14 protein-coding genes and 1 tRNA gene are annotated in these 15,409 nt (G+C 71.2%); 7 read left to right on the plus strand and 8 right to left on the minus strand.

Annotated features, from left to right (window positions below):
• Positions 1-6: 6 nt before the first annotated feature.
• The 5 genes from EJG53_RS20535 to EJG53_RS20555 form a co-directional block, all read right to left on the minus strand.
• Complete coding sequence (locus EJG53_RS20535) at positions 7-1,476, minus strand: peptidoglycan D,D-transpeptidase FtsI family protein (protein WP_125046054.1); 1,470 nt, start codon at positions 1,474-1,476, stop codon at positions 7-9.
• Entirely contained in the window at positions 1,473-2,870 is a 1,398-nt protein-coding gene (locus EJG53_RS20540) for an FtsW/RodA/SpoVE family cell cycle protein (RefSeq protein WP_031007824.1), read from the minus strand. Before EJG53_RS20540 ends, EJG53_RS20535 begins: the two co-directional genes overlap by 4 nt.
• A gap of 23 nt (positions 2,871-2,893) precedes the next feature.
• Complete coding sequence (locus tag EJG53_RS20545) at positions 2,894-4,396, minus strand: PP2C family protein-serine/threonine phosphatase (RefSeq protein ID WP_125046055.1); 1,503 nt, start codon at positions 4,394-4,396, stop codon at positions 2,894-2,896.
• A gap of 128 nt (positions 4,397-4,524) precedes the next feature.
• The gene (locus tag EJG53_RS20550) at positions 4,525-5,052 is read right to left on the minus strand and encodes an FHA domain-containing protein FhaB/FipA (protein WP_030017036.1); all 528 of its coding nucleotides are present in this window, start codon (positions 5,050-5,052) and stop codon (positions 4,525-4,527) included.
• Positions 5,053-5,062: 10 nt separating this feature from the next.
• Positions 5,063-5,944 (minus strand): FhaA domain-containing protein, encoded by an 882-nt coding sequence (locus EJG53_RS20555; protein WP_125046056.1) that lies wholly within the window; start codon positions 5,942-5,944, stop codon positions 5,063-5,065.
• Between the two features lie 837 nt (positions 5,945-6,781).
• On the opposite strand from EJG53_RS20555, the gene EJG53_RS20560 reads away from it, so the two are divergent.
• Positions 6,782-6,866, plus strand: a tRNA-Leu gene (locus EJG53_RS20560).
• 146 nt (positions 6,867-7,012) lie between these two features.
• Here the strand turns inward: EJG53_RS20560 and EJG53_RS20565 are convergent.
• Positions 7,013-7,885: a LysR family transcriptional regulator gene (locus EJG53_RS20565; RefSeq protein ID WP_125049472.1), complete on the minus strand. Its 873-nt coding sequence runs from the start codon at positions 7,883-7,885 to the stop codon at positions 7,013-7,015.
• Positions 7,886-8,029: 144 nt separating this feature from the next.
• On the opposite strand from EJG53_RS20565, the gene EJG53_RS20570 reads away from it, so the two are divergent.
• The 4 genes from EJG53_RS20570 to EJG53_RS20585 all read left to right on the plus strand — a co-directional run bounded on the left by EJG53_RS20570 (position 8,030) and on the right by EJG53_RS20585 (position 12,057).
• Positions 8,030-9,229 (plus strand): MFS transporter, encoded by a 1,200-nt coding sequence (locus tag EJG53_RS20570; RefSeq protein WP_125046057.1) that lies wholly within the window; start codon positions 8,030-8,032, stop codon positions 9,227-9,229.
• 130 nt (positions 9,230-9,359) lie between these two features.
• On the plus strand, positions 9,360-10,445 hold the full coding sequence (locus EJG53_RS42620) for a sensor histidine kinase (RefSeq protein WP_244955243.1): 1,086 nt from the start codon (positions 9,360-9,362) through the stop codon (positions 10,443-10,445).
• A complete protein-coding gene (locus tag EJG53_RS42625) occupies positions 10,367-11,284 on the plus strand; it encodes a sensor histidine kinase (protein ID WP_244955244.1) in 918 nt (305 codons plus the stop codon). Before EJG53_RS42620 ends, EJG53_RS42625 begins: the two co-directional genes overlap by 79 nt.
• A gap of 86 nt (positions 11,285-11,370) precedes the next feature.
• Entirely contained in the window at positions 11,371-12,057 is a 687-nt protein-coding gene (locus tag EJG53_RS20585) for a response regulator transcription factor (protein WP_125046059.1), read from the plus strand.
• Between the two features lie 186 nt (positions 12,058-12,243).
• Here the strand turns inward: EJG53_RS20585 and EJG53_RS20590 are convergent, their stop codons facing one another.
• On the minus strand, positions 12,244-12,894 hold the full coding sequence (locus EJG53_RS20590; RefSeq protein ID WP_125046060.1) for an FMN-dependent NADH-azoreductase: 651 nt from the start codon (positions 12,892-12,894) through the stop codon (positions 12,244-12,246).
• Between the two features lie 119 nt (positions 12,895-13,013).
• Between EJG53_RS20590 and EJG53_RS20595 the strand changes: the two genes are divergently transcribed.
• Positions 13,014-13,376 carry a winged helix-turn-helix transcriptional regulator gene (locus tag EJG53_RS20595; RefSeq protein WP_125046061.1) on the plus strand — a complete coding sequence of 121 codons (363 nt, stop codon included), beginning with the start codon at positions 13,014-13,016 and terminating at the stop codon, positions 13,374-13,376.
• Positions 13,377-13,418: 42 nt separating this feature from the next.
• Here the strand turns inward: EJG53_RS20595 and EJG53_RS20600 are convergent, their stop codons facing one another.
• Positions 13,419-13,853: a MarR family winged helix-turn-helix transcriptional regulator gene (locus EJG53_RS20600; RefSeq protein WP_031013157.1), complete on the minus strand. Its 435-nt coding sequence runs from the start codon at positions 13,851-13,853 to the stop codon at positions 13,419-13,421.
• Between the two features lie 104 nt (positions 13,854-13,957).
• Between EJG53_RS20600 and EJG53_RS20605 the strand changes: the two genes are divergently transcribed.
• Positions 13,958-15,292, plus strand: coding sequence for an ABC transporter permease (locus EJG53_RS20605; RefSeq protein ID WP_125046062.1), 1,335 nt, complete (start codon positions 13,958-13,960; stop codon positions 15,290-15,292).
• The last annotated feature ends 117 nt before the right edge of the window (positions 15,293-15,409 follow it).

Raw genomic sequence — 15,409 nt, forward strand, 5'->3', positions numbered from 1 at the left:
CCGGGGTCACTTCTTGCCGTCGAGTACCGCCTCCATGACCTTCTTGGCGATGGGGGCGGCCAGCTTGCCGCCCGCGATGTCGCCGCGGAGCGTGTCCGAGCCCTCAATCACGACGGCGACGGCCACCGGCGTTCCCTTGGAGGTCTTGGCGTAGGAGATGAACCAGGCGTACGGGTTGTCCTTGTTGTTCTCGCCGTGCTGGGCGGTGCCGGTCTTGCCGCCGACGGTGACGCCGTCGATCTGGCCGTTGGTGCCGGTGCCGTTCTTGACGACACCCTCCATCATCTCCTGGAGCTTCTGGGCGTTCTCCGGCTTGAGCGGCTGGCTCATCGCCTCCGGCGTGTGCTGCTGCACGACGTTGAGGTTGGGGGCCACGAGCTGGTCGACCATGTACGGCTTCATCAGCTTGCCGCCGTTGGCGATGGCCGCGGTGATCATGGCCATCTGCAGCGGGGTGGCGCGGTTGGACGCCTGGCCGATGCCGGCCATCGCGTTCTGCGGCCGGTTGTCGGTCGGGTAGACGCTCTCGGCGGCCCGTACGGGGGTGTCGACCTCGGGGTTGTTGTAGCCGAACTTCTCGGCCTCGGCCTTCATCTTCTTGTTGCCGAGGTCGGCGCTGATCTTGCCGAAGACGGTGTTGCAGGACCAGCGCAGCGCTTCCTTGAGGCTGGCGTTCTCGCAGGGGATGTTGCCCTCGTTGTTCAGCGGCTGGTGCGCGGTGTCCGGCAGGTACCAGGGCAGCGGCGAGTCCGTCTTGGCGTTGATGTCGGTGTAGAGGCCGTTCTCCAGCGCGGCGGCGGCGGTGACGACCTTGAAGGTGGAGCCCGGCGGGTAGGTCTGGCGCAGGGCCCGGTTGAGCATCGGGTCGTCCGGGTTGTTCTTCTTCAGCAGCCCGTTGTACGCCTTGGAGTCCTTGTCGGACATGCCGGCGAAGGTGGAGGGGTCGTACGACGGGGTGCTGGCCAGCGCCAGGATCGCGCCGGTCTCCGGGTTGATCGCGGCGACCGCGCCCTTGCTCTTGTTCAGGCCGTCGTAGGCAGCCTTCTGCGCCTTGGCGTTCAGGGTGGTGACGACGTCGCCGCCCTTCTGCTTCTCGCCGGTGAACATGTCGACCGTACGGCTGAAGAAGAGCTTGTCGTCGGTGCCGGACAGGATGCTGTCGTTGAGCTTTTCGAGCTGGTTGGAGCCGAACGCCTGGGACGCGTAGCCGGTGACCGGCGCCCACATCGGGCCGTCCTTGTAGGTCCGCTTGTACTTGAAGTCGCCGCTCTCGTTGGTGGTCGAGCCGGTGACGGCCTTGCCGTCGACGATGATGTTGCCGCGCGGCTGGCTGTAGCGCTCGATGGCCACGCGCCGGTTGTGCGTGTCGTTCTTCAGCTCGTCGGCCTGGACGAACTGCACCCAGTTGACGCGGATGAGCAGCGAGAGAACGAGCAGGCCGCAGAAGATGGCGACGCGGCGCAGCGGCTTGTTCACGGTCGGACCACCTGGGTCATCTCGGCGTCGGTGGAGGGCGCGGGGGCCGGGGCCGGGCGGCGCGCGGTGTCGCTGATGCGCAGCAGGATGGCCACCAGGGCCCAGTTCGCGATGACGGAGGAACCGCCCTGGGCGAGGAACGGCATCGTCATACCGGTCAGCGGGATCAGGCCGGTGACACCGCCGGCGACGACGAAGACCTGGAGGGCGAAGGCGCCGGACAGGCCGATGGCGAGGAGCTTGCCGAACGGGTCGCGGGCGGCCAGCGCCGTACGGATGCCGCGCTCGATGAGCAGGCCGTACAGCAGCAGGATCGCCATCACGCCGGCGAGACCGGCTTCCTCGCCGACGGTGGCGAGGATGTAGTCGCTCTTGGGGGCGATGCCGCCGATCAGGCGGGAGTAGCCCTGGCCGAGGCCGGAGCCGAGGATGCCGCCGGAGCCGAAGGAGTACATGGCCTGGGCGGTCTCGGTGACGCCGCCGTTGAGGAGCTGCAGGGGGTTGAGCCAGTTGTGCACCCGCTCCTGCACGTGCGACTCGAAGGTGGCCACCGCGACCGCGCCGCCGGCGCTGAGCAGCAGGCCGAAGACGATCCAACTGGTGCGCTCGGTGGCCACGTACAGCATGATCACGAACAGGCCGAAGAACAGCAGGGACGTACCGAGGTCGGTCTCGAAGACCAGGATCATCAGGCTCAGCGCCCAGATGACCAGGATCGGGCCGAGGTCGCGGCCGCGCGGCAGGTACAGGCCCATGAAGCGGCGGCTGGCCAGCGCCAGCGCGTCCCGTTTGACCATGAGGTAGCCCGCGAAGAAGATCGCGATGACGATCTTGGCGAACTCACCGGGCTGCAGCGAACCGACACCGGGGATGGTGATCCAGATGCGGGCGCCGAACTTGGCCGGGAAGAAGATCGGGGCGATCAGCAGGACCAGCGCGACGACCATCGAGATGTAGGTGTAGCGCTGCAGGACGCGGTGGTCCTTGAGGAAGATCAGCACGCCGAGGAAGAGGGCGACGCCGAGCGTCGACCACATGAGCTGTCCGGGCGCCATCGCGCCGCCCAGTTGCTTGGTGGTGATCTGCGGTTCCTGGTCCAGGCGCCAGATGAAGACCAGGCCGAGACCGTTGAGAAGGGTCGCGATGGGCAGCATCAGCGGGTCGGCGTACGGGGCCCACTTGCGGACGACGAGGTGGGTGATGCCGGCCAGCAGGCCGAGGCCGAGGGCGTAGCCCAGGACGCCGGCCGGGACCGAGCCCTCCTTGGCCAGGCCCACGTTGATGTACGCAAACACCGCGATGAGCACCGCGAAGACGAGCATGGCCAGCTCGGTGTTGCGGCGGCTCGGGGCACCGATCGTGCCCACGGTGGTCGTGGTGGTGGTACTGCTCATCAGTTCTACGGCCCCCTACGCCCTCACTGCTGGGTGCTGCAATTCTTTTCCAGCTTCTGCTGCTCCTCGGAGGGGGGCGTCTGGCTGGTGGTGGGTGTGGGTTTCGGAGTCGCCTGGGGCGCGCCGGGCTTGCCGGTCTTGTTCTTACGGGCGTCTTCCTCGGCCTTCTTACGGGCCGCCGCCTCGCGCTCCGCCGTTTCCCGCGTCTCCTTGGAGCGGCAGGCGGTGGCCTGCTTGCCCAGCTCGGTGACCTTGTCGACCGCCTGGTTGCGGCTGTCGACGGCGATGGTCTCCTTGACCTGGTTGCGCTGGTAGACGGGGAGGTACTTGAGTTCGATCTCCGGGTGGTCCTCGTCGACGTTGTTGAGCTTGATCCAGGCGAGGTCCTGGCTGATGCCCTGGTACAGCGCGACGTGGTCGTCCTTGGCGCCGACGAAGTACTGCGTCTGCGTCCAGCGGTAGCCCGCGTACAGGCCGCCGCCGACCACGGCCAGCGCCAGCACGATGATCAGCGATCGCTTGATCCACCGGCCCCGGCCGCGCTCCGGCTTGAGGAACTCCTCGTCCGTGAACGCGCCGAACGAGCCCTGCGGCGGGCCCGGTACGCCGTTGTCGCCGCTGCCCGGCGGGCCGAAGGAGCCGCCCGGCGCGCTCTGCGGCGCGTCCCGGTGGCGGCCCAGTTCGGCGGCGCGGGCGGCCGGCGTCTGCATCGTGCTGGGGTCGCTGAGCTGGTTCTGGTTCTCGGCGACGGCACCGACGACGACCGGGGTGTCGTTGAGGTGACCCGCGAGGGTGTCACCGGCGTCGACGTCCAGGACGTCGGCAACGATGCAGGTGATGTTGTCCGGTCCGCCGCCGCGCAGCGCCAACTGGATCAGCTCCTGCACCGTCTCGTGCGGGCCGTGGTAGCTGGCGAGGGTGTCTTCGAGCGTCTGGTGGCTGACCACGCCGGACAGGCCGTCCGAGCAGATCAGGTAGCGGTCGCCGGCCCGTACCTCACGGATGGACAGGTCGGGTTCGACGTGGTCGCCGCTGCCCAGCGCGCGCATCAGCAGGGAGCGCTGCGGGTGGGTGGTGGCTTCCTCCTCGGTGATCCGGCCCTCGTCGACGAGCCGCTGCACCCAGGTGTGGTCCTGCGTGATCTGCGTCAGGACGCCGTCGCGCAGCAGGTAGGCGCGGGAGTCGCCGACGTGGACGAGGCCGAGCCGCTGCCCGGTCCACAGCAGGGCGGTCAGGGTCGTGCCCATGCCCTCCAGCTGCGGGTCCTCCTCGACCATGACGCGCAGTTGGTCGTTGGCGCGCTGGACGGCCGTACCGAGGGAGGTGAGGATGTCGGAGCCGGGGACGTCGTCGTCGAGCTGGACGAGGGTGGAGATCACCTCGGACGAGGCGACCTCGCCCGCGGCCTGGCCGCCCATGCCGTCGGCGATGGCGAGCAGGCGCGGGCCGGCGTAACCGGAGTCCTCGTTGCCCTCCCGGATCATGCCCTTGTGCGATCCGGCGGCGAAGCGCAGTGACAGACTCATACGCACCTCGCCCGTCGGCTCGGGGTACATCCGCACGGTGCCCACCCTCCGGTCGGGAGCACGCTCGGGTCCGTCGAGTGGACCGCCACGGCTCGCTCGCTCCGCTCGCGCTCTTTCATGACGTAGCACTACTTCCGCAGCTCGATGACGGTCTTGCCGATGCGGATCGGGGCGCCCAGCGGAATCGGTGTCGGGGTCGTCAGTCGGGTCCGGTCGAGATACGTGCCGTTGGTGGACCCGAGATCCTCGACGATCCACTGGCCGTCACGGTCCGGGTAGATCCTGGCATGCCGGCTGGAGGCGTAGTCGTCGTCCAGCACGATCGTGGAGTCGTGCGCGCGTCCCAGGGAGATGGTCTGGCCCTGGAGGGCGACGGTCGTCCCCGTCAACGTGCCCTCGGAGACCACCAGCTTTGTGGGGGCACCGCGGCGCTGACGGTTGTTGCCGCGGCCGCCTTCCTGGCGGCGCTGCTGCGGCGGCGCGGCCTGCTGGCGCTGCTGCGAACGCGCCTCCTGGCCGCCGCGGCGGGCGGCGCCGCGCTGCGTGACCCGCGTGCCGAACAGATCGCTGCGGATGACCTGGACGGCCACGATGACGAACAGCCACAGTACGGCGAGGAAACCCAACCGCATGACCGTGAGGGTCAGCTCTGACATTGCCCCCGCTTCACCCTTCGGCTTGCCGGTAAACGATGGTGGTACTGCCCACGACGATCCGCGAGCCGTCGCGGAGCGTAGCGCGGGTGGTGTGCTGCCCGTCTACCACGATGCCGTTGGTAGAACCCAGATCCTGGATGGTCGGCGGCGTTCCGACGCGGATCTCGCAGTGCCGGCGGGAGACTCCCGGATCGTCGATCCGTACGTCGGCGTCGGTGCTGCGGCCCAGGACGAGGGTCGACCGGGAGATCTGGTGGCGGTTGCCGTTGATCTCGATCCAGCGTCGCGTCGGTGCGCCGCGCTCCGCGCCGCCCCGGCCCTGGTACCAGCCGTCGGAGGCAGCGCCCGGCTGCGGACCGGCGCCGGGCGCCCCCGGACGGGACGCGGGCGGGGCGGCACCGGGCGGCGAGGTGGGCATGGGGGGCGGACCCACATGACCGCCGGGGCCGGACGGGCTGTTCCGGGGCGCGGTGGGGCGCTGGGCCGCGGCGGCGGCACCCGGGTGCTCCTGGGACGTGCTGGACGCGAGGGTGCGGCTGCGGACGCGGTACAGGCCGGTGTCGAGGTCGTCGGCCTTCTCCAGGTGGACCTTGATCGGGCCCATGAAGGTGTAGCGCTGCTGCTTGGCGTAGTCGCGGACCATGCCGGAGAGCTCGTCTCCGAGCTGGCCGCTGTACGGGCTGAGCCGCTCGTAGTCGGGGGTGCTCAGTTCGACGATGAAGTCGTTGGGGACGACCGTGCGGTCGCGGTTCCAGATGGTGGCGTTGTTGTCGCACTCGCGCTGGAGCGCGCCGGCGATCTCAACGGGCTGCACCTCGGACTTGAACACCTTGGCGAAGGTGCCGTTGACGAGACCTTCGAGACGCTGCTCGAAGCGCTTCAGTACTCCCACGGGGGCACCTCCTTCCTCAGTCTTCGTCAGGTCGGTCTTCGACAGGGTCGTCCTGATACTGCTTACTGATCGTATCCACGCGCCGGGAAATCGGCTGGTTCCCCTTTCCCGTCGTGAGGACGAGTGTCGCCCCTCACAAGGTTGCTCACTGCTGCTTGCCGGTGCGTCACTCCGGCGTAACCGCGATGGGACCGCGGTGCCGCCATGGTGAAACCTGCCGTGCCGCCGGCCGCCGGGACGGGCCCGGGCACCGCGATGGCTTCGCGATGGGACCGCGCCGGCGTTGCGATGGCACTGCGATCGTAGATGTGCCCCACTCACAGTGTCCCGCAACCGCCGGGTTCGCCGACCGGGTGGGGCGGCGAGGCGGGGGCGGATGCGGGCGGGGGTGTGCGGGGGGGCGCGAATCGGTCGGGGTGGCGGGAATCGGGCCGGTCCGGGACGGACGAGGCCGGTCGTCGGGTGTGGCGGACGGGCGACTGCCAGGGCGGGGGCGGTGACCGAGCGGGGTGGGCGGTGACTGCCGGATGTGGCGGAGGGGTGACCGGGGCTCGTCCAGAGGGGGGAGTCGGTGCGGGGGCGGTGCGGGGTGTGACGGGTGCGGGGGCCGGGCCGGGGCGCCGGTCGTCATGGCGGGCGCATCGGGGTGACAGGTGACGGCCGAAGGGTGACGAAGGGGCCCCGACGGGGTTCCGGGGCAGGTCACGGGCGGGTGCCGGAGTACGGATGTGATTGCACCCCCGACAGCGTGCTAATGTTCTGCATGTCGGAAGGCGCTCGCACAAGACCCGGACGGAACACCCCGGATCGCGTGAGAGAATCGGATGACACACCCAATGCGCGGGTGGCGGAATAGGCAGACGCGCTGGATTCAGGTTCCAGTGCCCGAAAGGGCGTGGGGGTTCAACTCCCCCTCGCGCACAGATAAGAACCCCGGCCCGGGACCCCCGGACCGGGGTTCTTGCGTTATTCCGCCGGATTCCCCAAACGGCGTGCCGTCCCCGGACCCCCACTGACGCCCAGTGAGCTCTACATCACACCACCGCCCCTACGTCGCCCCGGTGAGCGCTACGTCACATCGGTGACGGCCGTACTGAAGGCGCGGGTGCGCGCGGTCTCGCGGTCCTGGTGCCAGACGAGTCCGAGCGCGGAGTCCGGCAGCCCGTTGACCGGTACGAATGTGATGTCGCGGCGCCCGTGGTACTCCGCCGTGGGGCGGCAGAGCAGCATCGCGCCGCGTCCGGCGGCGGCCAGGGTGAGGCCCTCCTGGAGGGTGCGGACGCCGGGTCCGGGCGGGATGGGGCGGCCGCCGGGGGTGCTGGTGGGGGCCTGGGCGTAGCGCCAGTACTCGGGGGCGGGACCTTCGACGGTGACGAGCGGCCCGTCGGCCAGGTCCTCGGCGTCGAGGGAGGCGCGGGAGGCGAAGGGGTGGCGTACGGAGACGGCCAGGGTCTGCTGCTGCTCGGAGAAGACCGGGCCCAGCACGAGGCCGGGTTCCTGGACGGGCAGCAGGACGACGGCGGCATCGACCTCGCCCCGGTGCACCGGGCCGAAGGGGTCCTGGAGCGGGATTTCGACGATCTCCGTGGCGCATCCGGGGTGGCGGGTGTGGAAGGTGTCGATGGCCCGCATGATGCGGTCGTCGGCGGTCCCCTGGAAGCCGATGCGCAGCCGGCCCTCGATGCCGCGGGCAGCGGCGACGGTGGACTCGACCGTGCCGCGCAGGGCGTCGTAGGCGGGGCGCAGGCCGGCCAGGAAGTCCGTACCCAGAGGGGTGAGCCGTACGCGGCGGCTGGTGCGCTCGACGAGGCGGGCTCCGACGCGGCGTTCCAGGGCGCGGACGAGCTGGCTGACGCGGCTCTGGGAGACGTACAGGCGTGCGCCGGTGCGCCCGAAGTGCAGTTCTTCGGCGAGGACGAGGAAGCACTCCAGCTCGCGCATCTCCAGGCCGCCGGAGGTGACGGGCACGGTGATGCTCCGGGGGGAAGGGGTACTCCGGGTACTCCGGGATCGATGAGCCACGCTCATGGAAGCGTGAGGGGTTCGCCGTTGTTCCCGCGGGCGGCTGCGCATTGGCTGGGGGACATGGAGACGATCGAGGAAACGGCGGGCCGCGACGGCGAGTTGCGGCGGGCCGCGGGGTGGCCCGCGGTGGGAGCGCTGGCGGCGGCCACGTTCACGGTGGTGACGTCGGAGATGCTGCCGGTGGGGCTGCTGACGCCCATCGGGGGCGCGCTGGGGGTCACGGACGGTACGGCGGGGCTGACGCTCACGGTGGCCGGCGTGGTGGCGGCGCTGGGGGCGCCGGTGCTCACTTTGGCGGTGGGGCGGGCGGACCGGCGGGTGGTGCTGTGCGGGCTGATGGTGATGCTCGCGGCGGCGAACCTGCTGGCCGCGTGGGCGCCGGGCTTCGGGGTGATGCTGGCGGCGCGGGTGCTGGTCGGGCTGGGCATGGGCGGTGTGTGGGCGCTGGCGGCGGGGCTCGCGGTGCGGCTGGTGGCGGCGCGGTCGGTGGCCGCGGCGACATCGTTGATCTTCAGTGGGGTGGCTGCCGCGTCGGTGCTCGGGGTTCCGATGGGCACGCTGATCGGGCAACTGGGCGGGTGGCGTACGGCGTTCGTGGTGGTGGGTGTGCTGGCGGCGCTGGTCACGGGGGCGCTGGCCGTGCTGCTGCCGCCGCTGCCGGCCGAGGGGGCGGTACGGCTGGGCGGGGTGCTGCGGCTGTTCCACGACGCGCGGGTGCGGACCGGGTTGGTGGTGGTGGCGCTCCTGGTAGGCGGGCACTTCGTCGCGTACACGTATGTGCGGCCGGTGCTGGAGGAGGTGTCCGGGGTCGGTCCCGGGGTGATCAGCACGCTGCTGCTGGTGTACGGGGTCGCGGGGGTGGCGGGCAACTTCGTGGGCGGTGCGGGTGCGGGGCGGTCGCCGCGCGGCACGCTGGTGGTGATCAGCGCGGTGCTGGCCGGGGCCGTGCTGCTGGTGCCCGTGCTGGGGGTGGGCGTGCCGGGGGCGGCGGCGTTGCTGGCGGTCTGGGGGCTGGCGTACGGAGGGGTGTCGGTCAGTACGCAGACTTGGCTGATGGTGGTGGCCCCGGAGGCGCGGGAGGCGGCGTCCGCGCTGTTCGTGGCGGTGTTCAACGCGGCCATCGCCCTGGGGGCCTTCGGCGGGGGCCGGGTGGCGGACGGCTGGGGGATCACCGCGGTGCTGTGGAGCGGGGGCGCGCTGGCGGTGGGGGCGTTGGTCGCGGTGGGGGTGGGGCGGGGGCCGGGCGCGGGGAGGGTGTGAAGGGGGGGACAGAGGTGGGGACGGGGCAGGTGTGCGGGGGCGGTGGGGTTTCGGGGCCGCGACTTTCGTTGCGGCAGGGAGCGACGAATGGTGACTGTGTCGGTGGGCGGGGCGTGCCTACGCTCGGTACGTGAACATCAGGGGGAAGGAACAGGTGGCGGACGGGGCGGCGGTCCGCAGGACGGCGGTCCGGGCGGCGGCCCGTACGACGGCGGTCCGGGCGGCGGCCCGTACGACGGCGGTCCGGCTCGCGGAGGTCCGGGCGGCGGCCGGGCGGGGGTGGCGGTGCCTGGCCCGTCCCGAGCAGTGGCCGCCGTACCGCGTCGTCGGTGAGTCGCTGCTGGCACTGCTGCTGGGGCTGATCGCGCTCGGCATGGAGAAGCTCAGCGACAACGGCGACGTCCGTACGTGGCTGGTGACCGGCGCGGTGGTGGTGCTCGCACCGCTGCGCCGCGCCCTGCCCGGCACGGTCCTGATCATCGCGGCGGCGCTGAGCTGGCCGTGCGCGGGGATGACGGTGCTGCTGATCGTGGCGGGGTGGTCGGCCGGGCGCCGGATCGCGGGCAGCGCGCGAGCGCTGGCGGTGTTCGCGGTGGCCCTGGTGGTGAGCACGGTGGTGCCGGTGGTCCAGGATCTCCCGCTGGTGTCGCCGGAGAAGCTGATGATCCTGGCGGTGTCCTTCCTGGCCATAGTGGCCATGCCGGGCATCGCGAGCCGCTACTGGTCGCAGAACCGCACCCTGGTGGAGACGCTCCACGCGCAGCGCACCCAACTGCTGCGGGAGAACGCGATGATCGCCCGCCAGACGCGGCTGCGCGAGCGACAGCGCATCGCGCAGGACATGCACGACAGCCTGGGGCACCAGCTCACGCTGATCGCCGTGCACACGGGCGCGCTGGAGGTGGACTCCGAGCTGAACGGGCGGCAGCGGGAGGCGGTCGGCGTGCTGCGCGGGGCCTCGGTGGCGGCGATGCGCGAACTGCGGGAGGTGGTGGGCCTGCTGCGCGACGAGCACGAGGACACGGCCGGAGCACATCCGGCGATCGGCGCGGGCACGGCTCCGGGCGCGGGCAGCGCGGGGTGGACCAGGTGGACGCGCTGGCCGAGGCGTCGCGTGGCGCGGGGGCGCGAATATCCGTGTCCCGGTCGGGGGAGCCGCGCGCGCTGGCGCCGGCCGTCGACCGGGCCGCGTACCGCATCGTGCAGGAGGGGCTGACCAACGCGCACAAGCACGCGTCGGGGGCGCCGGTGGCGGTGGCGCTGCGCTACGAGCCCGACTCGCTGCTGGTGGAGGTCGTCAACGGGCCGGTGCCGCCGGGCGCGGCCGGCGGTCCCCAGGTCAGCGGCGGCCAGGGGCTGACGGGGCTGCGGGAGCGGGCACGGCTGGTGGGCGGCATGGTGCACAGCGGTCCGGTGCCGGGCGGCGGCTTCCGGCTCGCCGGGGTCCTGCCGTACGGGCCGGTGGCGGTGTCGGCGACGGCCAGGGAGCCCGTACCGACGGCGGAAACGGCAGGGGCGGCGGCCGACCCGGACGGGTCAGGCGGCCCGGGCGGTCCGGATGCTCCGATCGGCGGCTTCCCGGACACCGGGCGCGGGCGTCCTGTGGTGCGTACCGGCAAGGACGGTAAGCCGGTCATCGACTGGTCCCGGGTGTATGCGGCGCCCGACACGGCGAGGTTCCGCGGGGAGCCGAGGCGCAGCGGGTTCGCCGTCGGGTGCGGTCTGGCGGCGGGCGTGGTCGTGGTCCTCGGCCTGGTGACCGCGTGGGGAGCGGTCGAGCTCTTCAAGGCGATGGAGGAGAGCTCGGTGTCACCGGCCACCTTCGAGCGGCTGAAGACCGGGGCGCCGGAGGACGAGGTGCGCGGACAACTGCCGGAGGAGTCGTTCCTGAACAGCGAGCTGAACGACCAGGGGCCCGCGAAGCCGGAGGGCGCGCGCTGCGCGACGTTCGCGTCCGACGAACCGTCTGATGACTGGGCGGAGGAGCGCGCGTTCCGGTTCTGTTTCAAGGACGGGAAGCTGGTGGAGAAGCAGACCTTCGTGGGGAAGGTCTGAGGGCGGCCGGGACGGACCGGCGCGTGAATGGGGGGAAGATGGCGCTGTCCGTGGAAACAACCGACCGAGCCCGTGCGGGAGCCCGCGTGATCAGGGTGATCGTTGCCGACGACGAGCCGCTCATCAGAGCCGGTATCAGGATGATCCTCACCTCCGACCAGGACATCGCGGTCGTGGCGGAGGCGGGCAACGGCAGGGAGGCGGTCGAGGCCGCGCGGGTCCATGGCGCGGACGTGGTGCTCCTGGACATCCAGATGCCGGTCATGGACGGGCTGACGGCACTCGCCGAACTGCGCCGCGCGGCACCCGCCGTACGGGCCTTGATCCTGACGACGTTCGGGGAGCGGGAGAACGTCCTGCGGGCGATGGGCGAGGGAAGCGCGGGCTTCCTGCTGAAGGACTCCGCGCCGGACGAACTGATCCGGGCGGTGCGTGCCGCGGCCGCCGGCCATGCCTACATGTCGCCGGTGGCGACCCGGCACGTGGCCGATTCGCTGGTGGCACACGGCAGCGGTGCGGGCGGCGAGACCGGCGCGACGCGTACGGCACGGCGTGCGGAGGAGGCCAGGCGGCGGCTGTCCGTCCTGACGGAACGGGAGAAGGAGGTGCTGTCCCTGCTCGGCGAGGGGCTTTCCAACGCCGACGCGGGTGAGCGGATCCACATGAGCGAGGCGACGGTGAAGACGTACGTCAGCCGGATCCTGTCCAAGCTGGGCTGCGAGAACCGGGTACAGGCGGCGTTGCTCGCGCGCGACGCGGAGTCGGGGGCGTAGAGCGGCCCGACCCGGATCATGTCCGGGCCGGGCAGGTGTTGGGCGCGTGCGGGTCCTGTGCGGGGCTGGCCGGGCGCGGTGCGTCAGGCGGCGAAGTGCGGGTCCGTAGCGACGGGTCAGGCGACCGGACGCGGGTCCGTAGCGACGGGGCGGGCGGCCAGCCGCGTGCCCGTAGCGACGCGTGCGTCAGGCGGCCAGGCGCGTGGCGAGGGCCTTGGCCTTGTCGGCGGCTTCCTGGAAAGCCTTGTCGCGGGACGCCTCGTACAGCGGTATGAGGTCCGCCATCGCGGGGTTGGTGGGCGCCATCGTCAGCTCGGGGACGATGAAGTCGACCTCCATGCCGAACATGGTGCCGAGCACGGCCTCCAGGTAGTTCTGCACGTAGTCGAAGCCCGCGCGGGGCGTGCCCGGGGCGTACGAGCCGCCACGGCTGGTGACGACGGTCAGCGGCTTGCCCTTGAGCGTGGACTCGTCCCCGGTGGTCCGGCCCATGATGATCACGTGGTCCAGCCATGCCTTCACGGTGGAGGGAATCGTGAAGTTGTACATGGGGGCGCCGAGGACGACTGCGTCCGCCTGCTCCAGCTCCTCCACCAGTTCGAGGCGCTGCGCGAAAGCGGCCCGCTGCTCCGGGGTGTGGTCCTCCGGGGCGCTGAAGGCGGCGGTGAATCCAGCGGCCTCCAGGTGCGGCAGCGGTGTGGCGGCGAGGTCGCGGTAGACGACGGTGCCGTCGGGGTGCTGCTCCTCCCATGCTTTGCGGAAGGCGGCGGTCACCGCGCGGGAGGCGGATCCGTCGGCCGGGTAGAGAGAGGAGTCGAGGTGCAGGAGCGTGGCCATGATGCGGTCCTTCGGTCGTGGCCGGCATGCGGCCTACGGAAGATTTCCGTTCGTACCTATGGATAGAACAGTAGCTTACTTTTCCTCAGTACCCAACGTCGGAGCAGTAACCTGGGCGTATGACAGAGCGCGGCGAAGAGGCATGCAGGCAGGTGGACACCGGCATGACGCGGGTCTTCGCGCTGCTGGGGAAGCGGTGGACCGGCCTGGTCGTGGCTGTCCTGCTGGACGGCCCCGTGTACTTCGCCGAGCTGCGGCGGGCGGTCCCCGGAATCAGTGAACGCATGCTCTCGGACCGGCTCACGGAGCTGTCCGCGGCCGGTCTGGTCGTGCGCGAGGTGGACGGCGGCCCGCCGCTGCGCGTCTCGTACCGCCTGACCGAGGCGGGGCGGGCGCTCGACCCCGCGCTCAAGGAGTTGTCCCGGTGGGCGGAGACGTACCTCGCCGACGGAGGGCAGTGCCCGGCACGCTTCCGGGGCTGAGCGGGAGAGACGGCGGCAGGGGCGCGGGTCCGTCTGCGGTGCTCAGCCCAGCCGTGCCTGCGCGGCGTTGTAGCGCAGCAGGTACGAGGCGAAACGGTCCAGGTCCTCCTCGTCCCAGTCGGCGAGCCGCTCGTGGAACGCCTGGCGGCGGCTGGCGGTGACATTGGCCAGCATCTGCGCGCCCTTGACCGTGGGGTGCAGCACCTGGACACGGTGGTCGTCCGGGTCGACGCGGCGCTCGACGAAGCCGAGCTTCTCCAGGGCGGAGATCTGCCGGCTGACCGTGGACTTGTCCAGGAGGTAGTGCGCGGCGAGGTCGGTCGCGCGGCATCCCTTCTGGTCGTCGAGATGCGCCAGCAGCGTGTAGGAGACGAGCGAGAGCTCGGGGTGCATGCGGGCGGCGGTGGCGCGTGCCCGGCGGGCGAACGCGGTCATCTCCTGCTGGATGGTCTCGACGGATTCGTCTCTGCGGGCCACGGGTGCTTGCCTTTCGTTGAAGTAGTTGTATAGTACAACGTGAAGTGAGAGTTGTATAAGCCAACTACTCGATGCTGAGCGACTAGCTTGAGAAGGCACGACGCATGAGTTCGGTCCGACGTCCTGACCACCACCGCCCCGACCACAGAGCCGATCTGCGGCACGTCCTGACCCACCTGGTCACCCCGCTGCTGATGTGCATCGGGATGGGCCTGGCCTACCTGGGTGCGTTCGCGCACCCCGAGCCGCACCACCTGCCCGTCGCCGTGGTCGGTTCGGGGTCCCAGGCGCAGGTGCTCGCCCAGTCGATCAGCGACAAGGCGCACGGTGGCCTGGACGTCCGCACGGTCGGCAGCCGGGCCGAGGCCGTGGACCAACTGAAGCACCAGGAGATCTTCGGCGCGTACGTGATGGACGCGCACTCCTCCGGCGGTGGCGCACCGGCCGGGGCGAGCGGCGGGGCGTCGGCCCCGAAGGACGGAGAGTCGGCGGCGAAGAACGGCGCCGGGGCCGGCGTTAAGGACGACGGCGGTACGGCCGTGAAGCACGAGGGCGCGTCCGCCGCCGGTGCGAAGGCGGCGCCGGAACTGGTGGTCGCGACCGCCGGCTCCGACACCACGGCGACCGTGGTGCAGAAGATCTTCACCCCCGTCGCGGCCCAGCAGGGTGCGCCGCTCAAGGTCACCGACGTCGCTCCGCCGGCCGAGGACGACCCGACGGGCCAGGGCATCTTCTTCCTGATGGTCGCGGTCAGCATCGGCTCGTACGCCTCGGTCGCGGTGATCGGCGGCGCCGGGGCCGTCCTGCCGATCCGGCTGCGCGCGGCGCTGGCGGTCGGTACCTCCTTCGTGGTCAGCATCCTCGGAACGCTCTTCGCCGGACCGGTCTTCCACCTCGTGGACCACGGGCTGTGGGGGCTGTGGTCCATGGCCTGGCTGTACTCGGCGGGCATCCTGCTGATCGGTACCGGCCTGCACACGTTCCTCAAGCGCTGGACCACGCTGGGCGTCATGGCGCTGTTCGTGATGCTCAACTTCACCTCGGCGGGCGGCGTCTTCCGCCCCGAGCTGCAGAACGGTTTCTTCGCCTCCCTCCACGCGTTCTGGAACGGCGCCGGTTTCGTCGAGGGCACCCGCAGCCACGTCTACTTCGACAACAACGGGCTGGCCGGGCACGTCTGGACGCTGGTGCTGTGGCTGGTCGTGGGCTTCGTGATGATCGGCGTGGCATCCCTGGCCGAGGCGCGCCGCCGGCGCGCGGCGGCGGCCGCGGCACAGAACGCGACGGCCGTGGCCGCGGCCGCCGTGGCCGCAACGGTGCCGGAACGCCGGCCCGCCCACGCCGCGGGAGCCGGCGACGGTGAGAACGCGGAGCGGGCCGGGCGGACCAAGGCGGCTGAGGAGGCAGAGGAGGAGATGGAAGAGGCGGTCGGAGTCTGAACCGATCGGGATCGAGTCGGCGGGGATGAGCAAGTCGTCCCGGCCGGCAGGGTTGGCCGGGCTGGCCGGGCCGAGCGACCCGCTCGATTCGTCCGGGCCAGCCGGGTCGGCCGGGCC

The sequence above is a fragment of the Streptomyces chrestomyceticus JCM 4735 genome (genome assembly GCF_003865135.1).
In the GTDB taxonomy this organism is placed as follows: Bacteria; Actinomycetota; Actinomycetes; order Streptomycetales; family Streptomycetaceae; genus Streptomyces; species Streptomyces chrestomyceticus.